The sequence below is a fragment of the Streptomyces siamensis genome, assembly GCF_039543605.1.
GTDB lineage: Bacteria > Actinomycetota > Actinomycetes > Streptomycetales > Streptomycetaceae > Streptomyces > Streptomyces siamensis.
The window spans coordinates 67,375-92,309 of the sequence record NZ_BAABKB010000048.1 but is presented as its reverse complement, the minus strand read 5'-3'; the positions used below and the strand labels follow the sequence as shown (position 1 = coordinate 92,309).

The window sequence follows — 24,935 nt, the reverse complement described above, 5'->3', positions numbered from 1 at the left end:
CTCGCGCATGCCCGACGACGCCCGGACGCCGGAAGCGCCCCGCGACACCGCCGCCTGGGCCTCACCGGGCGGCCCGTCCCCGGACAGCGCGCCGCCCACGTCGGAACGGGCCTCCGCGGCGGGCAAAGCGGCCGAGTCGGGAGAATCCCCTGTATCGGGACAGGGCGGGCCGTCGGTGACGGAGGAGACGGGCACGCAGGAACAGGCCCCCACGTCGGATCGGCCCCCTGCGTCGGGCCAGGCCTACGAGCCGGGGCACGACGACACAGCCGGCCAGGCCCCTCAGCCGGGACAGGGCCACACCTCGGACGAGCCCTCCGCCCCTGGGGAGCGGTCTGCGTCAGGGGAGACGCGCAGGTCGTTTCAGGCTCCCGAGCCGGGACAGGGTTACACCGCGGACTGGCCCGCCGCTCCTGGGGAGCGGTCTGCGTCAGGGGAGACGCGCAGGTCGTTTCAGGCTCCCGAGCCGGGACAGGGTTACACCGCGGACTGGCCCGCCGCGCCGGGCGAGAACCCCGCGCCGGTCGAGCCCCGAGGGTGGGAGCCGGGCCCCGTGCCGGAGCGTGCGGGAGCGGACCCGGTGTCGCTCGACAAGCCGGACCGCACTCCGCCGCAGGCGTTCGATCCGTGGGCTCCGCCCGCGGAGCCCACGGACACGGTGCCCTCCGGGTGGGGCTCCGCACCGGCGCCGCACCCCGTGCACGACGGGCCCACGGCCACCTCCGTGCCCGGCGCGCCGGGGCCCGGTACGCCCGGCGCCTGGGACAACCCCTTCGCCCCGCCGCCACAGTCGGCCTTTCCGGGCGGCCCGATGCCGGGCCCGATGCCGGGCGCCCCGGGCAACCCCTTCGCGCCCCCCACTCCATACCCGCAGCCCGCGCCGGGAGAGCCGGTCCCGCCGCCTCCGACAGCCCCCGACGGCCCCGGCCGGTTCCCCTACGACCACGCGCACTACGCCCCCGCCCCGCCGCAGGGCCCCTACCAGGGTTTCCCCGGCTACGGATGGCCGGGGACACCCGCGCCGAGCAATGGCATGGGCACCGCCGGTCTGGTGCTCGGCATCATCGCGGCGGCCGTCTTCTGTCTGTGGCCGCTCGCCATCGTCCTCGGCGTCCTCGGGGTGATCTTCGGGGCGATCGGGCGGCGCAAGGCGAGCCGGGGCGAGGCCACGAACCCGGGACAGGCCCTGGCCGGGATCATCTGCGGAGCCGTCGGCATCGCCCTGGGGATCGCGATGCTCGTCTTCCTCATCGTGACCCCCGACGGCGACGGCGACGGCGACCCGGGCGGTGACGGCGGCTTCTCCACCTCGCTCGTGACCGAGCGGTCCCGGTAGGACACCCCACGGAGACCGCTGCGGTGTGGCGGTCCTTGTTGCCGGCGAGGGTTCGACCGTGTCGGGTGCGCCGCGGGACGGCGCGCTAGCGGAGCCGGTCCCGGGCCTCCATCAGCGCGAACCCGAGCAGATTCGGTCCCCGCCACCGGGCGGGATCGGCGGCCCGTTCGTCGTCCGCCGCCAGTCCGATGCCCCACACCCGGTCGAGCGGGCTCGCCTCGACGAGCACCCGCTCGCCGGTGCCCAGCAGGAACTCGCGCAGATCGGCGTGGGCCCGGAACTTGTGGACGCTGCCCTCCACCACGATCCCGAACCGCTCGCGCTCCCATATGACGTCGTCGAAGTCGCGCACCAGCCGTCCGGCCTTCTTGGCGAGCGCCGGGTTCGCGGCGTCCACCGCCAGGCGCTCCGCCTCCGCGTCGCCGAACAGCCGTGCCTTCGAGGCCATCATCCAGTGCTCCGCCGTCGCGTACGAGACGCCTTCGACCACGAACGGCGACGGCCACCACTGGCTCAGACAGCTCGCGCCCACACTGCCGTCCGGTCGCGGACGGTGACCCCAGAAGTGCAGGTACTTGACCCTCGCCCCCGATTCGACCTTGCTGACCAGCGCTTCCCAAGAATCGATCTTCCCCATGCACGCCACTGTGGCACGCACCACTGACATTCCGTCCCGCCTTTACCAACGTGACTCGACACCTGGTCGACAGATTCCGTCGCGTAACCAAAAGGCAACAACGGAATCACTTGTTGGCGTCCCTTGGCTCTGTCAGGATCGGCACTCAAATCGAGCTGGAGCTACGCCGACCCCTCGCGGAGACGGGGAGGACGGCGGAGGAGAGCGACATGCACAATCCGGGCCATCGCTTCCAGGCGCAGGACCGCTTCGCGGACGGCGCGCAGTACATCGCGGGCCGGCTGACCAAGGGCACTTCCGGCCGCATGCACGCGGTCGTCGACCCCGCCACCGGCGACGAGATCTACACGTACGAGCTGGCGGGCACCGCCGACGTCGACGCGGCCGTCGCCGCCGCGCGCGAGGCGTTCCCCGGCTGGTCGGGCGCCACCCCCGGCGAGCGCTCCGACGCGCTGCACCGCTTCGCCGCCGTGCTCGCCGAGCGCGCCGAGGAGTTCGCCCAGGCCGAGTCCCTCCAGTGCGGCAAACCGCTCAAGCTGACGCGCGAGTTCGACGTGCCGGGAACCATCGACAACGCCGCGTTCTTCGCGGGCGCGGCCCGGCACCTTCAGGGCCAGTCCGCGGGGGAGTACTCCGGCGACCACACGTCGTACGTCCGCCGTGAGGCGATCGGCGTCGTCGGCTCCATCGCGCCGTGGAACTACCCGCTCCAGATGGCCGCGTGGAAGATCCTCCCGGCCATCGCCGCGGGCAACACGATCGTCCTGAAGCCGGCCGAACTGACCCCGCTCACCTCGCTCCTGTTCGCCGAGGCGGCCACGCAGGCGGGGATCCCGGACGGTGTCGTCAACATCGTCACGGGCCTGGGCAAGGAGGCCGGCGAACACCTCGTCGGACACCCCGACGTCGCGATGACCTCCTTCACCGGGTCCACCGCCGTCGGCAAGCGGGTCGCCGAGATCGCCACCTCGACCGTCAAGCGGCTGCACCTGGAACTGGGCGGCAAGGCCCCCTTCGTGGTCTTCGACGACGCCGACCTGGACGCCGCCGTGCACGGCGCGGTCGCGGGGTCGCTCATCAACACGGGCCAGGACTGCACGGCCGCCACGCGCGCGTACGTACAGCGGCCCCTCCACGACGAGTTCGTGCGTCGGACCGCCGCCCTGATGGAGAGCGTGCGGCTGGGCGACCCGTTCGCCCCCGGCACCGACCTCGGCCCGCTGATCTCGCACGCCCAGCGCGACCGCGTCGCCGGTTTCGTCGACCGGGCCCGCGGCTACGCGCGCGTGGTGACCGGCGGGGTCGTCCCCGAGGGCGACCTCAAGAGGGGTGCGTACTACGCGCCCACCCTCGTCGCCGACGCCGCCCAGGACAGCGAGATCGTGCAGGCGGAGATCTTCGGTCCGGTGCTCGTCGTGCTGCCCTTCGACACCGACGACGAGGGCATCGCCCTCGCCAACGACACCCCGTACGGGCTCGCGGCCTCCGCCTGGAGCCGCGACGTGTACCGGGCGAACCGCGCGACCCGCGAGATCAAGGCGGGCTGCGTCTGGGTCAACGACCACATTCCGATCATCAGCGAGATGCCGCACGGCGGCTACAAGGCGTCCGGCTTCGGCAAGGACATGTCCGCGTACTCCTTCGAGGAGTACACACAGGTCAAGCACGTCATGTTCGACAACACCGCGGTGGCCGAGAAGGACTGGCACCGCACCATCTTCGGGGACCGGCCCTAGCCGGTGCGACGTTCGGCCACGGCCGAGCGGCAGACCAGGCCGCGACCACGGCCGCGACCCTTCCGAAAGGGCATCAGAGCATGGAGCACCACGAGCCCGAACGCCTGTCCCCGGTTCAACTGGCCGCGATGCGGCGCAGCTTCCGGAACGGCAGGGCCTCCCTCACCCGCCGTTCGCTGCTGCGCGCCTCCGCGGGCGGAGCCCTCGCCGTGGGCGGTCTCGGGGCATTGAGCGGCTGCGGGATCCCCGCGGCGGGCAAGACGCAGGGCGGCACGTCCGCCGAGGACCACTCGGCCAAGGAGAAGACCGTCAACTTCTCCAACTGGACCGAGTACATGGACGTGGACGACAGCGAGAAACACCACCCCACGCTCGACGCGTTCACCCGCCGGACCGGCATCAAGGTCAAGTACACGGAGGACATCAACGACAACAACGAGTTCTTCGGGAAGATCAAGCCGCAGCTCTCCGCGGGCCAGGACACCGGACGCGACATCATCGTCCTCACCGACTGGCTGGCGGCCCGCCTGATCCGCCTGGGCTGGGTCCAGAAACTGGACCCGGCCAACCTGCCGCACGCCTACACCAACCTGTCGGCGCAGTTCCGCAACCCCGACTGGGACCCGGGCCGCGCCTACTCGTACCCGTGGCAGGGCATCTCCACCGTCATCGCCTTCAACAAGAAGGCGCTCGACGGCATCGAGGTGAGGTCGGTCTCCGACCTGCTCGACAACCCCAAGCTCAAGGGGCGCGTCGGCTTCCTGTCGGAGATGCGCGACAGCATCGGCATGACGTTGCTCGACATGGGCAAGGACCCGGAGAAGTTCACCGCCGACGACTACGACGCGGCGATCGCCCGTATCCAGAAGGGCGTCGACAAGGGTCAGATCCGGCGCTTCACGGGCAACGACTACACGTCCGACCTCACCAAGGGCGACCTGGCGGCCTGCGTGGCCTGGGGCGGTGACATCGTGCAGCTCAAGGCGGACAGCCCGGACGTCGACTTCGTCATCCCGGACAGCGGATACATGACGTCGACCGACAACATGCTGATCCCGAACAAGGCGCGCCACAAGACGAACGCCGAGCGGCTCATCGACTACTACTACGAGCCCGAGCCGGCCGCCCGACTCGCCGCGTACATCAACTACGTGTCGCCCGTCGACGGAGTGAAGCCCTACCTCGCGAAGATCGACAAATCCGCGGCGGACAACCCGCTGATCATTCCCGACAAGGTCATGGCCGCGAAGTCGCATTCCTTCCGCGCACTGTCGCCGAAGGAAGAGACGGCCTACGAAGCGAAGTTCGCGAAGCTCACAGGGGCGTGACGATGATGACGACAGACAACAGCGGCGACGTCCGCCTCTCCGGGATCAGCAAGACGTACGGCTCCTTCACGGCCGTGCACCCGCTCGACCTGACCGTGCCGCAGGGTTCGTTCTTCGCCCTGCTCGGCGCCTCCGGCTGCGGCAAGACCACCACCCTGCGCATGATCGCCGGCCTGGAGGACCCGACCTCGGGCACCGTCTTCCTCGGCGACCAGGAGGTCACCCACCTGCCGCCCTACAAGCGCCCGGTGAACACGGTCTTCCAGTCCTACGCCCTCTTCCCGCACCTCGACATCTTCGAGAACGTCGCCTTCGGTCTGCGCCGGCGCGGCATCAAGTCGGTGAAGAAGCAGGTGGAGGAGATGCTCGACCTGGTGCAGCTGGGCGAGCAGGCACGCAAGAAGCCTCACCAGCTCTCCGGTGGCCAGCAGCAGCGCGTCGCCGTGGCCCGCGCGCTGATCAACCACCCCAAGGTGCTGCTCCTCGACGAGCCCCTCGGCGCCCTCGACCTCAAGCTGCGCCGCCAGATGCAGCTGGAGCTCAAGCGGATCCAGACCGAGGTCGGCATCACCTTCGTCCACGTCACGCACGACCAGGAGGAGGCCATGACGATGGCCGACACGGTCGCCGTGATGAACGCGGGCCGTGTCGAGCAGCTCGGCGCGCCCGCCGACCTGTACGAGAACCCGCAGACCACCTTCGTCGCCAACTTCCTCGGCACCTCCAACCTCATCGAGGCCGAGGTCGACTCCCGCGGCGGCGACGAGATAGTCCTCAAGGCGGGCGGCGGCAAGCTCACCCTGCCCCAGGCGCGATGTTCCGCCCCGGCGACCACCGGCGGCAAGGTGTTGGTCGGGGTGCGCCCGGAGAAGATCTCCCTCACGCACGCCGAGGACGCCGGCGAGATCCCGGCCGGCCGCAACCGCATCACGGGCCGGATCGCCGACTCCAGCTTCATCGGCGTCTCCACGCAGTACGTGATCGACAGCCCGGTCTGCCCCGAGTTCGAGGTCTACGCCCAGAACATCGACCGCGACTCCCGGCTCGTGCCCGGCGCCGAAGTCGTCCTGCACTGGAACCCGGCCCACACCTTCGGCCTGGACGCGGCTCAGGACATCGACGCGGGCGTCGAGGAGGAGGCCGCCTGATGTCGACGCTCACGGAGGCGCCGCCGCCTCTCGACCCCACCGTCACGAAGACCCCGGAGAGCAAGCCCCCGCGCAAGAGGGGCCGCTGGACGCCGTACTGGCTGCTCCTGCCCGGCATCCTGTGGCTGCTGGTCTTCTTCGCGCTGCCGATGATCTACCAGGCCTCCACGTCCGTGCAGACGGGCTCCCTGGAGGACGGCTACAAGGTCACCTGGCACCTCGCGACCTACTGGGACGCCCTGTCCGAGTACTGGCCGCAGTTCGTGCGCTCGGTGCTCTACGCGGGCTCCGCGACGATCCTGTGCCTGCTGCTGGGGTACCCGCTGGCGTATCTCATCGCGTTCCGCGCGGGCCGCTGGCGCAACCTGATCATGATCCTGGTGATCGCGCCGTTCTTCACCAGCTTCCTGATCCGCACGCTGGCCTGGAAGACCATCCTCGCCGACGGCGGCCCGGTCGTCGGCGCCCTCAACTCGCTGCACCTCCTGGACGTCACCAGCTGGCTCGGCATGACGTCGGGGGACCGCGTCCTGGCCACGCCGCTCGCGGTGGTCTGCGGTCTGACGTACAACTTCCTGCCGTTCATGATCCTGCCGCTCTACACCTCGCTGGAGCGCATCGACGGGCGGCTGCACGAAGCGGCGGGCGACCTGTACGCCAAGCCGTTCACGACCTTCCGGAAGGTCACCTTCCCGCTGTCGATGCCCGGTGTCGTCTCCGGCACGCTGCTCACGTTCATTCCGGCCTCCGGCGACTACGTGAACGCCGAACTCCTCGGCTCCACCGACACCCGCATGATCGGAAACGTCATCCAGACGCAGTTCCTGCGTGTGCTCGACTATCCGACGGCCGCCGCCCTCTCGTTCATCCTCATGGCGGCGATTCTCCTCATGGTCACCCTCTACATCCGCAGGTCCGGGACGGAGGATCTGGTTTAAATGGCCTTCGTCAACTGGCTCAAGCGCCATCTCGTCGTCATAGCTGGACTGGTGACGCTCGGATACCTGCTCCTGCCGAACGTCATCGTCACGGTGTTCTCCTTCAACAAACCGAAGGGACGCTTCAACTACGAATGGCAGCAGTTCTCCACGGACGCCTGGAAGGATCCGTGCGGCGTCGCCGACATGTGCGGCTCGCTCTCGATCAGCCTCCAGATCGCCCTGTGGGCGACGGTCGGAGCGACCGTCCTCGGCACGATGATCGCCTTCGCGCTGGTCCGCTACCGCTTCCGCGCGCGGGGAGCGATCAACTCGCTGATCTTCCTGCCGATGGCGATGCCCGAGGTCGTCATGGCGGCCTCGCTGCTCACGCTCTTCCTCAACCTCGGTGCCCAGCTGGGCTTCTGGACGATCCTGATCGCCCACATCATGTTCTGCCTCAGCTTCGTCGTCACCGCGGTCAAGGCACGGGTGATGTCGATGGACCCGCGCCTGGAACAGGCGGCGCAGGACCTGTACGCCGGTCCCGTGCAGACCTTCCTGCGGGTCACCCTGCCCATCGCGGCACCCGGTATCGCGGCGGGCGCGCTGCTGTCCTTCGCGCTCTCCTTCGACGACTTCATCATCACCAATTTCAACGCGGGTTCGACCGTCACCTTCCCCATGTTCGTGTGGGGATCGGCGCAGCGCGGAACACCCGTTCAGATCAATGTCATCGGTACGGCCATGTTCCTCGTCGCCGTACTGTTCGTCCTGGCCGGCATGGTCGTAGGAAATCGCCGGAACAAGCAAAAGGCATAACGCTCGTAGGGAGTTGAAATCATGGCCCCTAGCGCCATGACCCGTGGTAATCAGTGGACGAAGTCTCTTTCCGACGTCCAGCCGGTCTCGTACTGGCTGGACGACCCCGGCAAGCCCCACCCCGAGCCCGCGCTCACCGGCGCCGAGACCTGTGATCTGCTCGTCGTCGGTGGCGGCTACAGCGGACTGTGGACCGCGCTGCTCGCCAAGGAGCGCGATCCCGGGCGCGAGGTGGTCCTCGTCGAGGGCCGTGAGGTGGGCTGGGCCGCCTCCGGCCGTAACGGCGGCTTCTGCGCCGCTTCCCTCACGCACGGCCTGGCCAACGGTCTCACCCGCTGGCCGGACGAGATCGGCACGTTGGAGGAGCTGGGCGCCCGCAACCTCGACGAGATCGAGGCGACGGTCGCCCGCTACTCCCTCGACTGCGACTTCGAGCGCACCGGTGAGATCGACGTCGCCACCGAGCCGCACCAGGCGTCCGAGCTGCGCGACTGGCACGCGGAGCTGGAGCGGGCCGGCCTCGCCGACGGCGTCGAGTTCCTGGACACCGACGCGGTGCGGGAACAGGTCGACTCGCCGACCTTCCTGGCCGGCCTGTACGACCGCCGGGGCGTCGCCATGCTCCACCCGGCCAAGCTGGCCTGGGGTTTGAAGGAGGCGTGCCTCCGGCTCGGCGTGCGGGTGTACGAGCACACGCCCGCGCTCCAATTGAAGGCGTACGGCGCGGGGATGGCCGTCCGCACCCCGTACGGCTCGGTCCGCGCCCGCCGGGTCGCCCTCGGCACCAACATCTTCCCGAACCTGGTCAAGCGCGTCCGCTCCTACACCGTCCCGGTCTACGACTACGCCCTGATGACCGAGCCGCTGACGGCGGACCAGCTGGCGTCCGTCGGGTGGAAGAACCGTCAGGGCCTCGGCGACTCGGCCAACCAGTTCCACTACTTCCGGTTGTCGGCCGACAACCGGATCCTGTGGGGCGGCTATGACGCGATCTACCCGTACGGCGGCCGGGTGCGCGCCGAGTACGACGACCGTCCGGAGACGTACGCGAAGCTCGCGGAGCACTTCTTCACCTGCTTCCCGCAGTTGGAGGGCGTCCGCTTCACGCACGCCTGGGGCGGCGCCATCGACACCTGCTCGCGTTTCTCGGCCTTCTTCGGCACCGCCCACCAGGGCAAGGTGGCGTACGCGGCCGGGTACACGGGCCTCGGAGTGGGGGCGACGCGGTTCGGTGCGGACGTGATGCTCGACCTGCTGGCGGGGGAGCGGACGGAGCGCACCGAACTGGACATGGTCCGCAGGAAGCCGCTGCCCTTCCCGCCCGAGCCCTTCGCCTGGACCGGGATCGCCCTGACCAAGTGGTCGCTGGCGCGGGCGGACGCGCACGGCGGTCGGCGCAATCTGTGGCTGCGGGCGATGGACAGGCTGGGGCTCGGCTTCGACAGCTGACCCACGGGCGGGGTGAGCCGGCCGGCGGGCGGGGCGCGTGGAGGCGTTCCTGATCCGTCGGCGCACGCCCTGCTCGCACGGTGTGACCCGGTTCACTGCCCACAAGCAGCCAGAACCCGCGTAATGCCCGGCCCGAACCTCCCTCTCCCCTGTGACGCGACCGGCGTCGCAGCAGAGAGGGAGGTTCCGTCATGACAGGGGCGAAGGCGGCGGTCGAGTGGCTGACGTCGGTGGCACCGGACCCCGAGGCCTGCCGATGGGAGTGGGAGCGCAACCCGATGGGAGTCGCCCTGCTGCCCGCCGGCCGGGCCTGGGACGTGCTCATCCTGCCGGGCGAACTCGGCTATCCGACGCTCGACGTGCTCACCCGGGTGATCGACCAGCCGGGGCCCGTGCTCGTCGACTTCGGCGACGCCCGGATGGGGTTCTTCGTGCCCGCGGGCACCGCGGCGCGGTGGCTCGGCACCGGGGTGCGCACGGCGGGCAGCGGCACGTGGATCGTGGTGCCCTACCCGGGCCGGTCGACCGGTGGGGTCCGCTGGCTGGTTCCGCCCGACGGCTCGGGCACGCTCACCGATCCGGCACTGCTCGAACTGGCCATGCACGAGGCGGCGGCGGGGCTGGCCGGGAACGAGGGTCGCTAGAGGCGCGCGGGTGGGTCCCGCGCCTGTCAGAGGTCTTGACAACCGAATTGGTCTGGACCAAGTTGGGCGCGCTCCACCCTCCCATTTCCCCCATGCCCGGAGGCAGTTGTGGATCGCACCGGACGCACCGGACCGTTCTCGCGTCGCAGACTCATCGCCGTGTGCACGGCGACCGCCCTTGCCGTGCCCGGCCTTGCCGCGCTCTCGTCGGCCGCCCGTGCGGCCGACGCGGACCTCGCCCGCAACGGCGGGTTCGAGTCGGGCCTGGACGGCTGGACCTGCACGGCGGGCAGCACCGTCACCTCACCCGTCAGGAGCGGCAGTTCGGCGCTGAAGGCGACCCCGGCCGGCAGCGACTACGCGCAGTGCTCGCAGACCGTGACCGTCAAACCCGACGCGCAGTACACCCTCTCCGGCTACGTCCGGGGCAGTTACGTCTACCTCGGCGCCACCGGCACCGGCACCACCGACGTGTCCACCTGGACCCAGTCGGCCGCCGACTGGCAGAAGCTGACCACGACCTTCCGCACCGGGCCCTCCACCACCAAGGTCACGCTCTACACGCACGGCTGGTACGGCACCGGCACCTACTACGCCGACGACGTCTCCCTGGTCGGCCCCGGCGTCGACGCGGGGCAGCCGCCCGCCGCGCCCACCGGCCTGACCGTCGGCACCGTCAGCTCCTCGTCCGTCGCCCTGTCCTGGTCCGCGGTGGCCGGCGCCACCGGGTACGCCGTCTACCGCGACGGAGTCAAGGTCCAGACCGTCACCGGCACCTCGGCCACCGTGAGCGGACTGACGCCGTCCACCGCCTATTCCTTCCAGGTCGCCGCGACGAACGACGCCGGCGAGTCCGCGAAGTCCTCGACGGTCACCGCCACCACCTCGGCGGGCTCCGGCGGCGGCTCCTCGGACCTTCCCCCGCACGCCCTCGTCGGCTACCTGCACGCCAGCTTCGCCAACGGCGCCGGCTACACCCGTATGGCCGACGTGCCCGACAGCTGGGACGTCATCGACCTCGCCTTCGGCGAACCGACCTCCGTCACCTCGGGAGACATCCGCTTCAACCGCTGCCCGGCCACCGAGTGCCCCACCGTCGAGAGCGACGCCGACTTCAAGGCGGCGATCAAGTCGAAGCAGGCCGCGGGCAAGAAGGTGCTGATCTCGATCGGCGGTCAGAACGGCCAGGTCCAGCTCACCACCACGGCCGCCCGCGACACCTTCGTCTCCTCGGTCTCGAAGATCATCGACACCTACGGCCTGGACGGCCTCGACATCGACTTCGAGGGCCACTCGCTCTCCCTCGACGCGAGCGACACCGACTTCAAGCACCCGACCACACCGGTGGTCGTCAACCTCATCTCGGCGCTGAAGACCCTGAAGGCCAAGTACGGCTCGAAATTCGTCCTGAGCATGGCCCCAGAGACCTTCTTCGTGCAGCTCGGCTACCAGTACTACGGCACGGGCAAGTGGGGCGGCCAGGACCCGCGCGCCGGCGCGTACCTCCCGGTCATCCACGCCCTGCGCGACGACCTGACCCTGCTGCACGTCCAGGACTACAACTCCGGCCCGATCATGGGCCTCGACAACCAGTACCACTCCATGGGCGGCGCGGACTTCCACATCGCCATGACGGACATGCTCCTCACCGGCTTCCCGGTCGCGGGCGACGCGAACAACGTCTTCCCGCCGCTGCGCCCCGACCAGATCGCCATCGGCATGCCCGCCTCCACCAACGCGGGCAACGGCTACGTCGCCCCGGCGGAGGTGACCAAGGCCCTCGACTGCCTCACCAAGAAGACGAACTGCGGCTCGTACGCCACCCACGGCACCTGGCCGGGGCTGCGCGGCCTGATGACCTGGTCGGTCAACTGGGACCGGTTCGGGAGCTGGGAGTTCTCGACGAACTTCGACCGCTACTTCGGCTGAGGAACATCCACAGTCCCGTCAGCAGCGCCGTGCACAGGCACCAGCTCGCCACCACGTCCAGCGGCCAGTGATAGCCGCGGCGGACCAGACCGCAGGCGACCAGGGCGTTGACGACGAGACAGGCGGCGACCAGAGCGCGACGGGCGCCCGGAGTGCGCAGACGGGGAAGGAGGAGCAGCGTGGCGGCGCCGTACGCGATGGCGGCCGTGGCCGTGTGGCCGGAGGGGAAGAAGCCCGTGCCGGGGCCCATGACCGGGGGTCCCGGACGGGCGACGAGCTCCTTCAGCGGGACGATCAGTGCCGGTACGGCCGCCATCAGCACCGCCGCTGCGGTGGGTGCGAGCCACCAGCGGGCCGCGCCTGCACGGCGGGCACGGACGGCCACACCGACGAGGACGACGGCCAGGACCGGGACGGCGACGGCGATGTTGCCGAGGTCGGCGAGGAGCTCGGCCGTGCGGTCCGGGCGGACCAGCCGGCCGCTGAGGCGCTCGTCCGCCCGGGCGAGCGCGCCATGGGCGGCCACCTGCCAGGTGATCAGCGCGAAGAGGAGAACCGGAAGACCGAGGAGGAAGGTCGGCCGCCCCGGAACAGGGGGGGTGGTTCCGGGGCGGCCGTCCTGATCGGATTGCCGCGCGCCCCGGGGGGTTTGGGGCGGGCGACTGTCCGATCGGTGAGGAGATCCGGAGCCGGAAGCCCCGGGTGTGTGCGCGAGGGCACGACCAGGCTGAAGCTGGGGAGGCCCCGACCCGGTGTCACCCACAGTCCCCTGTGGGCGGGGTGTATCTCTCATCTGGGTAGAACCTACGACAGGGGGTGCGGCTCCGACAGACGGAATCGCGTCCCGTCATGCACCTCGCACACGTTCTTCACACGCCCTTACGCCGAATGCCCCGGCACCGGAACCGACCGGAACCCGGCGGGGCCGGTGGACCGTGTTCCGGTGCCGGGGCGGGTGGGGCGTCAGACGCGGGCGAAGGCCTGCTCGATGATGTCGAGGCCCTCGTTCAGGAGGTCCTCGCCGATGACCAGCGGGGGCAGGAAGCGGAGGACGTTGCCGTAGGTGCCACAGGTCAGGACCAGCAGGCCCTCCTGGTGGCAGGCCTTGGCCAGGGCGGCGGTCGCCTCGGGGTTCGGCTCCTTGGTCGCCGGGTCCTTGACCAGCTCGATGGCGATCATGGCGCCACGGCCACGGATGTCGCCGATGATGTCGAACTTCTCCTGCATGGCGGACAGGCGCGACTTCATCGTCGCCTCGATCGCCTTCGCCTTGGCGTTGAGGTCGAGCTCCTTCATCGTCTCGATCGCGCCGAGCGCGCCCGCGCAGGCCACCGGGTTGCCGCCGTAGGTGCCGCCGAGGCCACCCGAGTGCGCGGCGTCCATGATCTCGGCGCGGCCGGTGACGGCGGCGAGCGGCAGGCCGCCCGCGATGCCCTTGGCGGTGGTGATCAGGTCCGGGACGATGCCCTCGTCCTCGCAGGCGAACCACTGGCCGGTGCGGCAGAAGCCGGACTGGATCTCGTCCGCGACGAAGACGATGCCGTTGTCCTTGGCGAACTTGCTGATGGCCGGGAGGAAGCCCTTGGCGGGCTCGATGAAGCCGCCCTCGCCGAGGACCGGCTCGATGATGATCGCGGCGACGTTCTCGGCCCCGATCTGCTTGTTGATCATGTCGATGGCCTGGGCGGACGCCTCGGCGCCGGCGTTCTCCGGGCCGGTCAGCCAGCGGTAGCCGTACGCCACCGGAACGCGGTAGACCTCGGGAGCGAAGGGACCGAAGCCGTGCTTGTACGGCATGTTCTTCGCGGTCAGCGCCATCGTGAGGTTGGTACGGCCGTGGTAGCCGTGGTCGAAGACGACGACGGCCTGGCGCTTGGTGTACGCGCGGGCGATCTTGACGGCGTTCTCGACTGCCTCGGCGCCGGAGTTGAACAGGGCGCTCTTCTTGTCGTGGTCACCGGGGGTCAGCTCGGCCAGCGCCTCGGCGACGGCGACGTAGCCCTCGTACGGCGTGACCATGAAACAGGTGTGGGTGAAGTCCTGGAGCTGGGCGGAAGCCCGGCGCACGACGGCCTCCGCGCTGGCGCCGACGCTGGTCACGGCGATGCCGGAGCCGAAGTCGATCAGCCGGTTGCCGTCGACGTCCTCGATGATGCCGCCGCCCGCGCGCGTGGTGAACACGGGGAGCACGGAGCCCACACCGGCCGCGACCGCGGCGGTACGGCGGGCCTGAAGCTCCTGCGACTTCGGGCCGGGGATGGCGGTGACGACGCGGCGCTCCTGCGGAAGTGCGGTCATGAGGGGCTCCCTGATGATCTTGCTTGGGGGTGTTTCGGACGCTTGCCTTCTTTTCTCGCAGGCTAGGACGGTAGGTGAGGACTGGGCATGCTCCATGTGGGCGTTGTCCGGGAGGACGCTTGTCCGCGGTGGACATAGCGGAGCAACCGTGCATCCCCGCGAGCCCGGCCGCGTATGCGGTGAACTCCCCTTGCGGGGGCGTTAGATTGACTCGCTGATGGTGGACGGAACGGCTGGTCAGGGGGCAAGGGCGATGAACAGCGACGGGACGCAGGACGCGCGGGGCACGCATGCGGACCCGGTGCCGCGCCCGGCGGGACCCGCGGACGCGACACGGGTGCCCCCGCAGCCGGGGCGGAGCCCCGGCGCACGGGTGGCCGACTGGCTCAACGCGAACCGGCCCGAGGCCGAACCCGGCATCTGGCGCTTCGGCTACCGGCGCCCGAAGGCGGCCCGCAAGGCGGAGCGGCTCTCCGCGATGACGGTCGCCGGGATGCTGGTCCCGGTGGCCCTCGGGATCATCGTCTGGTCCTTCTGGCGGCGCGGTGAGGTCCCCTACGAGTTCACGCTGCTGCGCCTGTTCACCCCGGACGACTGGTGGTGGGGCGGCACGCTGGCCACACCCAAGGCGCTCAAGGGCGAGGCGGTGCCCTACCCCGGCGTGGAGGCGCTGGAGGTCTACGCCGGTCTCTCCTTCGCGGTGATCGTCTACGCCGTGATCCGGTTGGGCGGCTGGTGGGCGGTCGTGCGGCACTACGTCGGCCGCAAGCCCCAGCCCGCACGGGCCCTGCTCGCCGCGCTGCTCGCCCTGGTCGTCCTCAGCTTCGTCTTCCCGGACGCCTTCCCGGTCGTCGGCTGGGACCCGGTGCCCGTGATGACCCCCCTGTTCTCCCTGATCGTGCTGATCACCGGCGGGTACGGGGTGTACGAATCGCCGTCGAAGGAGGTCCTCGACGTCCTGGTCGTCCTCCTCGTGCTGTGGCCCTGCGCCCTGCTCGGTGACTGGTTGCCGCTGCTCCGGGCCCGGCGCGACGCCCGTCGCCGCGCCGCGCAGGACGGCCACCCCGCCCCGGCGGCCGAGCAGCCCCGGGCCCGCTGGCCCGAGCTGCGCGAGGCCGGACAGCAGCAGGTCGCCGACGCGCTCACCGCCGAGGTGCTCGCCGGGCGGATGAACGACGTGGATTGTGCCCGGATCGAGCACCGCTGGACCGGGGCTCGGCGCCTGGGCCGGCTCGCCGACTTCACAGACACGGTGCTGCGGCAGGGCGCCGCCGCCTTCACGCACCCCTCGGGCGCCCGCGACCTCGCCCACCGCGCCGCCCGGCACGACCTGCTCACCGGGCAGGTACGCATCGGACGGTGGGTGAAGGCCGAGCGCACCCCGCTGGCCTACGGCGGCGTCGACGCGGCCCTCGGTCCGGAGACGCTGCGCACCTCGCTGCTGCTCGTCGGGCCGTCGGGCGCGGGCAAGACCCGGCGGGTGCTCGCCCCGGTGGCGGAGTCCCTGACGCTCCAGGCCCTCACCGGCGCCTGCGCCGTCGTCGCGGTCGGCGCCCCGGGCGGCGAGCTGGGCCCCGACTCGGCCTACGACGTGGTGGTGCGCGTCGGCGACCCCGCCTCCGTCCACGACCTGGACCCCTACGCAGAGAGCGCCGACCCCGACGAGGCGGCCGGATTCCTCGCCGAGGCACTGGCCGGGGACCTGGACGGAGTGGGCGCCGAGCGCGCGGCCCGCCCCCTGGCCCAGGTGCTCGGCCCGTACCAGGCCGCGCACGGCCGCTTCCCGGCGCTGCCCGTCCTGCGGGAACTGCTGGACGGGGACCCCGCCGCCCTCGCCGACCTGCGTGAGCGGCTGGCCGGCGCCGAGCACGCGGTGATGCGCCGCGAACTCGACGCCCGGGCCCGGCAGGCCGGCGGCCCCGGCGACCCCGGCCCGGCGCTCGCCGACCGGCTCGCCCTGCTCGACCGGCCCGCCTTCGCCGGCTTCTTCGGCACGGGCGGCGACACGATCCGCCCGTTCTCGCTGCGGGCCGTCGTCCACCACCCGCTGCGGGTCCGCATCGACCTGCCCCAGCACGGCCACGAGGAGGCCGCGCGGCTGATCGCCCGGCTGGTGCTGGCCCAGTTCACCGGGGTCGCCCGGGAGGACTCCCGCGACCACTTCCTCACCCTGGTCCTCGACGACGCCACCGGCACCGTCACCTCCGGGTCGGTACGGCGCATTCAGCGCCTGCGCTCCCAGAACGCCGGGGTGGTGCTCGCGCTGCGCACGGTCTCCGACGTACCGGAGGCGCTGCACGGACCGCTGTACGGGGCGGTCGGCTGCCGGATGGCGCTGGCCGGGGTGACGACCTGGGACGGCACCCGGTTCGCCGACGCCTGGGGCACGGAGTGGGTCGAGACCAAGGATGTCGCCCAGCACGCTGTCTTCGCCGACCAGCCGATGACCCGGGCCATGCACGCCCTGCGCAAGCTGGTCACCGGCAAGGCCATCACCACGGAGGCCGTCACCGTGCGCCAGGTCGAGCGGGAGCGTTGGTCCGCGTCCGAACTGGCTCACGCGGTGCCACCGGGGCACGCGGTGCTGTCGCTGACCAATGTGAAGGGGGAGCACGCACCGCCCCTCCTGGTGGATCTACGCGGCTGAGCAGGACGAAGGGGCATCGGGTCACGCGGCGACCGTACGGTGAGGCAGAATCGACACAGGTCGTTCATACGCCGCGGCCAAAAGATCACAGAGATCACACAGACCTGAAGGCCCGCCCCATGCCCCCCACGCTCGCCTCGCTCGTCCACCATTCCGCGCTCAAGCTGACCGTGCGCGCGGGCGAGGACCGCTTGGACGTGCCCGTCCGCTGGGCGCACGTCAGCGAGCTCTCCGACCCCGTGCCGTACATGGAGGGCGGGGAACTCCTCCTGATCACCGCGCTCAAGCTGGACGCGGAGGACCCGGAGGCCATGCGCCGCTATGTGAAGCGCCTGGTGGGGGCGGGGGTCGTCGGACTCGGTTTCGCCGTCGGCGTCAACTACGAGGAGATCCCGAAGGCACTCGTCGACGCCGCCGAGGAGGAGGGGCTGCCGCTGCTCGAAGTGCCCCGGCGCACGCCCTTCCTCGCCATCAGCAAGGCCGTCTCCGCCGCGATCGCCGCCGACCAGTACCGGGCCGTCACCGCCGGGTTCGCGGCGCAGCGCGAACTCACCAAGCAGGCCCTCAGCGACGGACCCGAGGGGCTCCTCGCCGCGCTCGCCGGACAGGTCGACGGATGGGCGGCGCTCTACGACGCCTCCGGAGCCGTCGTCGCCACCGCACCCGAGTGGGCGGGCCGCCGGGCCGCGCGGCTCACCCCGGACGTGGAGCGGCTGCGGGAGCGGCCCGCGCCCGCCAGCTCCGTCGTCGGCGGCGACGACCGGGTCGAGCTCCACTCCCTCGGCACCGGGCGACGGCCGCGCGCCGCGCTCGCCGTGGGCACCGCCGCCGCCCTCGGCACGGCGGAGCGCTACGCCGTGCACTCGGCGATCGCCCTGCTCACGCTCACCACGGAGCGGTCGCGGTCGCTGCACGCGGCCGAACAGCGGATCGGCGCCGCCGTGCTGCGCATGCTGCTCGCCGGGGAGCCCGACCACGCCCGCGCCGTCGCAGGGGACCTGTACGGGGAGCTGCTGGACGCCCCGTTCCGGCTGATCCTCGCCGAATCGGCGTCCGCGTCGGCCGCGCGGGCGCACGCCGACGGACACGCGCGCGTGGGCGCGGCGGCGCCCGCGCAGACCGCCGTCACCGTGCCCGACACCCACGGCGACCCGCTCGGCGGGCTCGCCGAGATCGTCGAGTCCGCCGCCGCGCGCTCCGGGGAGTCCGTCCTCGTCGTGCCCGACGGCGAACGGCTCGTCGTGCTCGCCGTGGACGGCGGCGCGGCGGTCGCCTCGTGCGGGGAGTACGCCGCCGCGCTGGAGGCCTCACGCGCCGCCGTACGGGAACAGCCCGCCGGGGACGAGGACGAACTCGTGGTCGGGCTGTCGGCGCCCGCCGGCCCGATCGCCGCGACGGCCGCCTACAAACAGGCCGAGCAGGCCCTGTCGGTGGCGCGGCGACGCGGACGGTTCCTCGTCGAGCACGAGGAGCTGGCGGCCGGCTCGGTCCTGCCGCTGCTCGCGGACGACGCGGTGCGGGCCTTCGCGGACGGCCTGCTGCGCGCGTTGCACGAGCACGACGCGACCGGCCGGGGCGACCTGGTGGCCTCACTCCGGGCGTGGCTGTCCCGCCACGGCCAGTGGGACGCCGCGGCCGCCGACCTCGGAGTGCACCGGCACACCCTCCGCTACCGCATGCGCCGCGTCGAGGAGATCCTCGGCCGCTCCCTGGACGACCCCGACGTACGCATGGAACTCTGGCTGGCCCTGAAGGCGACGTCGGCACCGGGGGAGTAGCCCGCTCCGGCCCACCCGGCGAACGGGTGGCTCCGGTCTGTCCGGCGGCGGCGAGGCTGCGGCTCGTCCGGCGAGCGGTTCGGTTCGGCCCGTCCGAGGGCGGAGAGGCTGCGCCCCGCCCGGCGGCGAGGTCGTAGCCCGTCCGGGGGCAAAGAGGCTGTAGCCCGTCCGGCGCTTGAGGACGAGGCCGTCCAGGCCGATCCGGGGCCCGGGTCTCCGGCGGGCATGCGCTGCCGGAGGCGAGCGCCAGCCGGCCTGGTGGCCGGGCCGCTTCGAACAAGTCCGGCGAGCGCGTCGCTCCGACCCGTCCGGCGGCGGCGAGGTCGTAGCCCGTCCGGGGGCAGAGAGGCTGTAGCCCGTCCGGCGCTTGAGGACGAGGCCGTCCAGGCCGATCCGGGGCCCCGGTCTCCGCCGGGCAAGCACCGCCGGAGGCGAGCGCCAGCCCACCTGGTGACCGGGTCGCCCCGTCCCGCCCGGCGGCGGCGAGGCCGCAGCCCGTCCGGGGCTTGAGGACGAGGTCGTCCAGGCCGATCAGGGGGTCCGGGGGCGGAGACCCTGGGGAACAGGCACACACCGCCCACCGTGCCAAAGCGGAGCATCCCACCCGCTGACTGCTACGACTCGGACAAGCGACCGTCCCGCGCCCCGGCCCTACCGTGGATCGTGAAAGCGCAGGACCATCCAGCGACACCCCCCAACACGGAAGGGCCGGGACTCGACAATGACTTCCACCCACGCCTTCTGGCTCGCCGGCCGCCAGGCCACCGGTGAGACCACGTTCGACGTCACCTCGCCGTGGGACGGCCGAGTCGTCGGACAGGTCAGCGTGCCGACCGAGGCCCAGGTCGAGGAGGCCGTCGCCGCCGCGTACGCCGTGCGGGACGAGTTCGCCGCCACCCCGGCCCACGTGCGCGCCGCCGCCCTCGACCACGTCAGCAAGCGCCTGGTCGAGCGCACCGAGGAGATCGCGCAGCTCATCTCCGCGGAGAACGGCAAGCCGATCAAGTGGGCGCGCGGCGAGGTCGGCCGCGCGGTGTCGGTGTTCCGGTTCGCGGCCGAGGAGGCCCGCCGCTTCAACGGCGGCGAGGCCCAGCGCCTCGACACCGACCTCGGTGGCCAGGGGCGCCTCGCCCTCACCCGTCGCTTCCCCAAGGGCGTCGTCCTCGGCATCGCGCCGTTCAACTTCCCGCTGAACCTGTGCGCCCACAAGATCGCCCCGGCCATCGCCGCCGGCGCGCCGATCATCCTGAAGCCGGCCCCTGCCACCCCCCTGTCCGGCCTGATCATCGGTGACCTGCTCGCCGAGACGGAGCTCCCGGCCGGTTCCTGGAGCATCCTGCCGGTGTCGAACGAGCGGATGCCCGCTCTGGTCCAGGACGAGCGCCTGCCCGTCATCTCGTTCACCGGCTCCGAGAAGGTCGGTTACGCGATCATGGACTCGGTGCCGCGCAAGCACTGCACCCTGGAGCTCGGAGGCAACGGCGCGGCCGTCGTCCTGGCCGACTTCGCCAGCGACGAGGACCTCGACTGGGCCGCGACCCGCATCGCGACCTTCTCGAACTACCAGGGCGGCCAGTCCTGCATCTCCGTGCAGCGCGTGATCGCCGACGCGTCGGTGTACGACCGGCTCCTGCCCCGCATCGTCGCCGCCGTCGAGGCCCAGGTCACCGGTGACCCCTCCGACGACAAGACCGACGTCGGCCCGCTGGTCAGCGAGGACGCGGCCAAGCGCGTCGAGGCGTGGGTGGACGAGGCCGCCGCGGCCGGCGCCCGTGTGCTCACCGGCGGCAAGCGGGACGGCGCCTCCTACGCGCCGACCGTGCTCGCCGACGTCCCGGCGGACACCACGATCTCCTGCGAGGAGGTCTTCGGTCCCGTCCTCACCGTGCGCAAGGTGGACGGCGAGGCCGCTGCCTTCGCGGCGGTCAACGACTCCAAGTACGGCCTCCAGGCGGGTGTGTTCACGCACGACCTGCAGACGGCCTTCCGCGCCCACCGTGCGCTGGAGGTGGGCGGCGTCGTCGTCGGCGACGTGCCGTCCTACCGCGCCGACCAGATGCCGTACGGCGGTGTGAAGCAGTCCGGCGTGGGCCGCGAGGGCGTGCGCTTCGCGATGGACGACTACACCTACGAGCGCGTGATGGTTCTGACGGGCCTCGCCCTCTGACCCACACGTCCCGAGCCGACGGCCGGAGCCCGCTGTGCGGGGGCTCCGGCCGTCGGCGTATGCCCGCATGTCGTGACATGGAGACGGCCGCCCGCGGGTGCTCCGGCGGGTGGAATCGGCAACAGGGCGCGGTGGCGCGGTCCGGCTCGTAGGCTGAAGGCGCCTGGCACGGACGCGTGCCCTCGGACGAGGATCAACCGATCGCATCACAGGAGGAACCGTGGCCGGTCAGTTCGAGGCGACAACCGAGGTCGACCGTCCCATCGACGAGGTCTTCGCGTTTCTCGCCGCGGGCACGAACGATCCGAAGTTCAGCCCCCGGGTCCAGGAGATCACGAAGACTCCGGACGGCCCCACGGCCGTGGGCACGGTCTTCACCAGCACGGTCAAGGACGCCGGCATGAAGACGGGCCGGCAGTTCCGGATCACCGCGTTCGAGGCGCCCCACCGGATCCGCTGGGCGGAGATCTCGAAGAACGTCGTGACGGCCGACGAGGGCGGCTACGACCTGGAGTCCACCGGTGAGGGCACCACGCGCGTCAGGATCTTCAACGTCCTCGAAGGCCATGGCATCGGCAAGCTCCTGGTCGGGTTCGCGCTGAGCGCGGCGCGCAAGGACGCGGACGCCTTCGGCCGGCGCATCAAGGCGGCGGTGGAGGCCTCCTGAGTCGGGCCCGCCCCCGCCACCGCCGGCAGCCGCCCCGGCCCCCGGCCGACGGCGGCCGGGTGCGTGACTCCCGGCACCGATGCCTCCTCCTGCCGGCCCTGCGGCCGGGTGCGTGAGCCGCGTAGCCGGAGGCCCGACACCGATGCCTCACGCCTGTCGGCCCCGCCCCCCCCGAGAAGGGCCCGGCACCCGTGTCCCGGTGCCGGGCCCTCCGTCGGCTTCCGCGGACCCTCAGCCGGAGAAGCCGACGTGCGCGAGCCGCAGCGGTCCGCGCAGTCTGAGGTGGACGTCGCGCACACCGTCGGCGGTGACGGCGGCGCCGAGCGTCGCGTAGTCGTACGGCCCCTTCGTCGAGGCGACGGTCAGCGCGACGTACGACCGGCCGCCGTCCAGCGACAGTTCCACGACGCCCTCGCCCGCCGCCTCGACGGAGACGTCCGTGACCCCGGTGCCGAAGTCGCACGCGGTGAAGACGAGTTCGGCCGTTCCGCCGTCCACCGGTGACACCGCGTCCCCCGCCGTCCGCGTACGGTCGACCAGGACGGCCCCCCGCTGTTCGTCGAAGTCGGCCGCGTTCAGGCCGTGTTCGAGGACGGGGCGGGGCACGGCCGGTTCACCGTCGAGCTCGACCGTCGTACGCAGCCGCACGTCCTCGCTGGACGCACCGGCGAGCAGCTCGTACCCACCCGGTTCCAGGCGCGGGCGGCTGAGTGCCACGTCCCAGAACTCCAAGGCGGAGCAGGGAACTTCGAAGGAGAGCTCCGCCGAGGCGCCGGGTGCGAGACGGACGCGGTGGTGCGCCGCCAGCTCGCGTCGGGGACGCGGTACGGAAGGGGCGACGGCGCGCACGTAGAGCTGGGCCACCTCGTCGGCGGTGGTCCCGCCGGTGTTGGTGACGCCGAACGAGACCGTCAGGCCGCCCGGGTGCCTGCGGACCCGGAGGTCCGCGTAGGCGAACGACGTGTACGACAGGCCGTGCCCGAAGGGGAACAGCGGCGTGCCCTCGAAGTAGAGGTAGGTCTGACGGCCACCGATCACGTCGTAGTCGAGGAGGTCGGGCAGGTCGTCGTCGAAGGCGTACCAGGTCTGCGGAAGACGGCCCGCGGGCGAGACGTCCCCGGCGAGGGTGCGGGCCAGGGCCGTGCCCGCGGCCTGTCCGCCGTGCGCGGTCCACAGGACGGCCGGCAGCGCGGCGACGTCGACGGCGTACGGGTACGCGGACACCAGGACGAGGGCCGTGGCCGGATTGGCGGCGCGGGCGGCGCGCAGCAGCCGCTCCTGGTGCGCGGGCAGCCGCAGGGTCGTGCGGTCCTCCGTCTCGCGGCCGTTGATGTGCGGGTCGTTGCCCGCGACGACGAGGACGACGTCCGCGGAGGCCGCCGCGCGCGCCACGGCGTCCGTGCCCCGCTCGGTGAAGTCGAGGAAGAGGACGGCCGGGTTCTCCGCGGCAACCTTCACGCCGTCGGCGGCGACCGTGACGTACCTGCCCGTCCCCAGGTGCTTCAGGAGGTGGCCGTTCTCATGGGACCGAGAGGGTTCCAGGCGGAAGGTCTCCTGGACGACCCAGCCGCCGGGCCGGTCTGCGGAGGCACGCACGAAGCCGTCCTCGGCGACCGACAGGTAGCGGCCGTCCGGGGCGCGCAGGGTCAGCACGCCCTCGCCCCAGTCGATCAGCGCGAACTCGGTGCCGGGGCCGTCGGCGGTGAGCGGCGGCAGGTCGGTGCGGCCGGACAGCAGGGCCGGGTCCAGAGCGCCCGCGGCGCCGCTCACCTCGTCCGCGGCGCCGTCGGTGGCGGGCACCGACAGGTGCGTGCCCTGCGTGGTCCGCAGGCGGACCCGGTCCACGCCTTCGGCGAAGTGCACGCGATCGGCGCCGAACCGCTCGTACAGCCCCTCCAGCGGCGTCGAGCGGTGGATGAGCGTGCCGCTGTACCAGTCGAGCTTGCACTCGTCGGCGAGCAGCCCGACGACGGCGACGCGGACGTCCGGGCCGAGCGGCAGCAACCCGTCGTTCTTGAGCAGGACGATCGCCTGTTCGGCGGCCTCCTGGGCGAGCGCGCGGTGGGCCGGGGTGTCGAAGTCCTCGGCGTCGGCGTACGGGTCCGACTCGGGGTCGAACTCGCCCAGCCGGAAGCGGACGTCCAGCTGGCGACGGACCGCGGCGTCGATGTCGGCCTCGCTCAACAGGCCCTGGACGAGGGCACCCTGGACACGGGCGACGATCCGCGAGCTGTCCGTGCCGTGGTCCGTGAAGCTGTCGACGCCGGCCAGGACGGCGGCGGCGGTCGCCTCCTCGTGGGTGTCGAAGTAGTGCTCGGAGTCCACCAGGTTGGAGGGGGCGCCCGCGTCCGAGCAGACCAGCAGCTCCTGGTCGGTCCAGGTGCGCAACTGCTCGCGCAGGTACGGCGAGACGTGATTGGGGCGGCCGTTGACCAGGTTGTACGCCGGCATCACCCCGGCCACCGCGCCCGCCTCGACGGTCGCGCGGAAGGCGGGCAGGTCGTACTCGTGCAGCACGCGCGGGCGCACCGAGGACGACGTGGTGTCGCGTCGCGTCTCGTTGTTGTGCGCGAGCCAGTGCTTGAGGACGGGCGCCGTGCGCCAGTACAGCGGGTGGTCGCCGCGCAGGCCCCGCGTGTACGCCGTGGCGATGGCGGAGGTGAGCCGGGGGTCCTCCGAGTAGCCCTCCTCGTTGCGGCCCCACAGCGGGTGGCGCAGCAGATTGACGGTGGGGGACCAGACGTTGAGGCCGACGCGGTCGTCGCGGGCACGCATCGCGCGAGCCTCCGCCGAGACCGCTTCGCCGACCCGGCGCACCAGGTCGTCGTTCCAGGTCGCGCCGAGCCCCACGGCCTGCGGGAACACGGTCGCGGGGCCCATCCAGGCCACCCCGTGCAGGGCTTCCTGCCCGGTCCGGAAGGCGGCGATGCCGAGCCGTTCCACGGCGGGCGTGAACTGGTGCAGGAATGCGATGCGTTCGTCGAGGGTGAGCCGCACCAGCAGGTCGTCGATGCGCTTCGCGAACGGCAGCCGCGGATCACGGAAAGGCGGCGTAGGAGGCGTCTGTGCGGTCACTTGGTGATCCCTTTGCGACGGAGCGACGAGGAGCTTTCGAAGCGCTTCGATGCTGGTTCGACCGAGGGGCAGGTGTCAAGACACCTCGGTGCAACAACTCCGATTCCTCGCTGTGTTGTCAAGTGCCAGAAGGCAGCCGCGGATTGGTCCACACCTCCGAGGAATCTTGGAAACGACTCTTGTGCGTCCCCAGGTGTTCACTTAACCTCGCAGCAACATCGAAGCGCTTCGACTGGCGGGACTGCCGCTCAGGAGTCCGCATCTCCGAGGACCGCTTCAGCTCAGCCAGTTCCACTCAAGACACCGCAGCCGACGGCTCCACCGCCGGGTGTCCTGCTGTGCGCCACGAAGGGTTGA

General features: G+C 71.6%; 17 protein-coding genes. 13 read left to right on the top strand and 4 right to left on the bottom strand.

Annotated features, from left to right (window positions below; genetic code table 11):
* Window positions 1–553: 553 nt before the first annotated feature.
* Window positions 554–1,336: a DUF4190 domain-containing protein gene (locus ABEB03_RS43155; RefSeq protein ID WP_345658567.1), complete on the top strand. Its 783-nt coding sequence runs from the start codon at window positions 554–556 to the stop codon at window positions 1,334–1,336.
* An 85-nt stretch (window positions 1,337–1,421) separates the two neighbouring features.
* On the opposite strand, the gene ABEB03_RS43150 is transcribed toward ABEB03_RS43155, so the two are convergent.
* Window positions 1,422–2,003, bottom strand: a complete 582-nt coding sequence (locus tag ABEB03_RS43150) for an NADAR family protein (RefSeq protein ID WP_345658566.1) — start codon at window positions 2,001–2,003, stop codon at window positions 1,422–1,424.
* A 179-nt stretch (window positions 2,004–2,182) separates the two neighbouring features.
* On the opposite strand from ABEB03_RS43150, the gene ABEB03_RS43145 reads away from it, so the two are divergent.
* From ABEB03_RS43145 to ABEB03_RS43110, 8 genes are all read left to right on the top strand, one after another.
* Window positions 2,183–3,709 carry a gamma-aminobutyraldehyde dehydrogenase gene (locus tag ABEB03_RS43145; RefSeq protein ID WP_345658565.1) on the top strand — a complete coding sequence of 509 codons (1,527 nt, stop codon included), beginning with the start codon at window positions 2,183–2,185 and terminating at the stop codon, window positions 3,707–3,709.
* 80 nt (window positions 3,710–3,789) lie between these two features.
* Window positions 3,790–5,037, top strand: coding sequence for a polyamine ABC transporter substrate-binding protein (locus tag ABEB03_RS43140; RefSeq protein ID WP_345658564.1), 1,248 nt, complete (start codon window positions 3,790–3,792; stop codon window positions 5,035–5,037).
* A 5-nt stretch (window positions 5,038–5,042) separates the two neighbouring features.
* Entirely contained in the window at window positions 5,043–6,185 is a 1,143-nt protein-coding gene (locus ABEB03_RS43135) for an ABC transporter ATP-binding protein (protein WP_345658657.1), read from the top strand.
* Window positions 6,185–7,123, top strand: coding sequence for an ABC transporter permease (locus tag ABEB03_RS43130; protein ID WP_345658563.1), 939 nt, complete (start codon window positions 6,185–6,187; stop codon window positions 7,121–7,123). Before ABEB03_RS43135 ends, ABEB03_RS43130 begins: the two co-directional genes overlap by 1 nt.
* The gene (locus ABEB03_RS43125; RefSeq protein WP_095936975.1) at window positions 7,124–7,924 is read left to right on the top strand and encodes an ABC transporter permease; all 801 of its coding nucleotides are present in this window, start codon (window positions 7,124–7,126) and stop codon (window positions 7,922–7,924) included. It abuts the gene before it with no gap.
* A gap of 21 nt (window positions 7,925–7,945) precedes the next feature.
* Complete coding sequence (locus tag ABEB03_RS43120) at window positions 7,946–9,373, top strand: NAD(P)/FAD-dependent oxidoreductase (RefSeq protein ID WP_345658562.1); 1,428 nt, start codon at window positions 7,946–7,948, stop codon at window positions 9,371–9,373.
* A gap of 191 nt (window positions 9,374–9,564) precedes the next feature.
* Window positions 9,565–10,017 carry a bifunctional DNA primase/polymerase gene (locus ABEB03_RS43115; protein ID WP_345658561.1) on the top strand — a complete coding sequence of 151 codons (453 nt, stop codon included), beginning with the start codon at window positions 9,565–9,567 and terminating at the stop codon, window positions 10,015–10,017.
* A gap of 108 nt (window positions 10,018–10,125) precedes the next feature.
* The gene (locus ABEB03_RS43110) at window positions 10,126–11,946 is read left to right on the top strand and encodes a chitinase (RefSeq protein ID WP_345658560.1); all 1,821 of its coding nucleotides are present in this window, start codon (window positions 10,126–10,128) and stop codon (window positions 11,944–11,946) included.
* On the opposite strand, the gene ABEB03_RS43105 is transcribed toward ABEB03_RS43110, so the two are convergent.
* The gene (locus tag ABEB03_RS43105; protein WP_345658559.1) at window positions 11,885–12,739 is read right to left on the bottom strand and encodes a phosphatase PAP2 family protein; all 855 of its coding nucleotides are present in this window, start codon (window positions 12,737–12,739) and stop codon (window positions 11,885–11,887) included. The genes ABEB03_RS43110 and ABEB03_RS43105 overlap by 62 nt on opposite strands.
* Before the next feature lie 170 nt (window positions 12,740–12,909).
* Window positions 12,910–14,244 carry a 4-aminobutyrate--2-oxoglutarate transaminase gene (gabT, locus tag ABEB03_RS43100; protein ID WP_345658558.1) on the bottom strand — a complete coding sequence of 445 codons (1,335 nt, stop codon included), beginning with the start codon at window positions 14,242–14,244 and terminating at the stop codon, window positions 12,910–12,912.
* A 253-nt stretch (window positions 14,245–14,497) separates the two neighbouring features.
* Here gabT and ABEB03_RS43095 point away from each other — a divergent pair, with 253 nt between their 5' ends.
* The 4 genes from ABEB03_RS43095 to ABEB03_RS43080 all read left to right on the top strand — a co-directional run bounded on the left by ABEB03_RS43095 (window position 14,498) and on the right by ABEB03_RS43080 (window position 21,503).
* Window positions 14,498–16,891, top strand: a complete 2,394-nt coding sequence (locus tag ABEB03_RS43095; protein WP_345658557.1) for a type IV secretory system conjugative DNA transfer family protein — start codon at window positions 14,498–14,500, stop codon at window positions 16,889–16,891.
* 119 nt (window positions 16,892–17,010) lie between these two features.
* Window positions 17,011–18,669: a PucR family transcriptional regulator gene (locus tag ABEB03_RS43090; RefSeq protein WP_345658556.1), complete on the top strand. Its 1,659-nt coding sequence runs from the start codon at window positions 17,011–17,013 to the stop codon at window positions 18,667–18,669.
* 721 nt (window positions 18,670–19,390) lie between these two features.
* The gene (locus tag ABEB03_RS43085) at window positions 19,391–20,836 is read left to right on the top strand and encodes an aldehyde dehydrogenase family protein (protein WP_345658555.1); all 1,446 of its coding nucleotides are present in this window, start codon (window positions 19,391–19,393) and stop codon (window positions 20,834–20,836) included.
* Between the two features lie 220 nt (window positions 20,837–21,056).
* Entirely contained in the window at window positions 21,057–21,503 is a 447-nt protein-coding gene (locus ABEB03_RS43080; protein WP_345658554.1) for an SRPBCC family protein, read from the top strand.
* A gap of 231 nt (window positions 21,504–21,734) precedes the next feature.
* Here ABEB03_RS43080 and ABEB03_RS43075 read toward each other — a convergent pair whose 3' ends face one another.
* A complete protein-coding gene (locus ABEB03_RS43075) occupies window positions 21,735–24,578 on the bottom strand; it encodes a glycoside hydrolase family 3 C-terminal domain-containing protein (RefSeq protein WP_345658553.1) in 2,844 nt (947 codons plus the stop codon).
* Window positions 24,579–24,935: the final 357 nt, after the last annotated feature.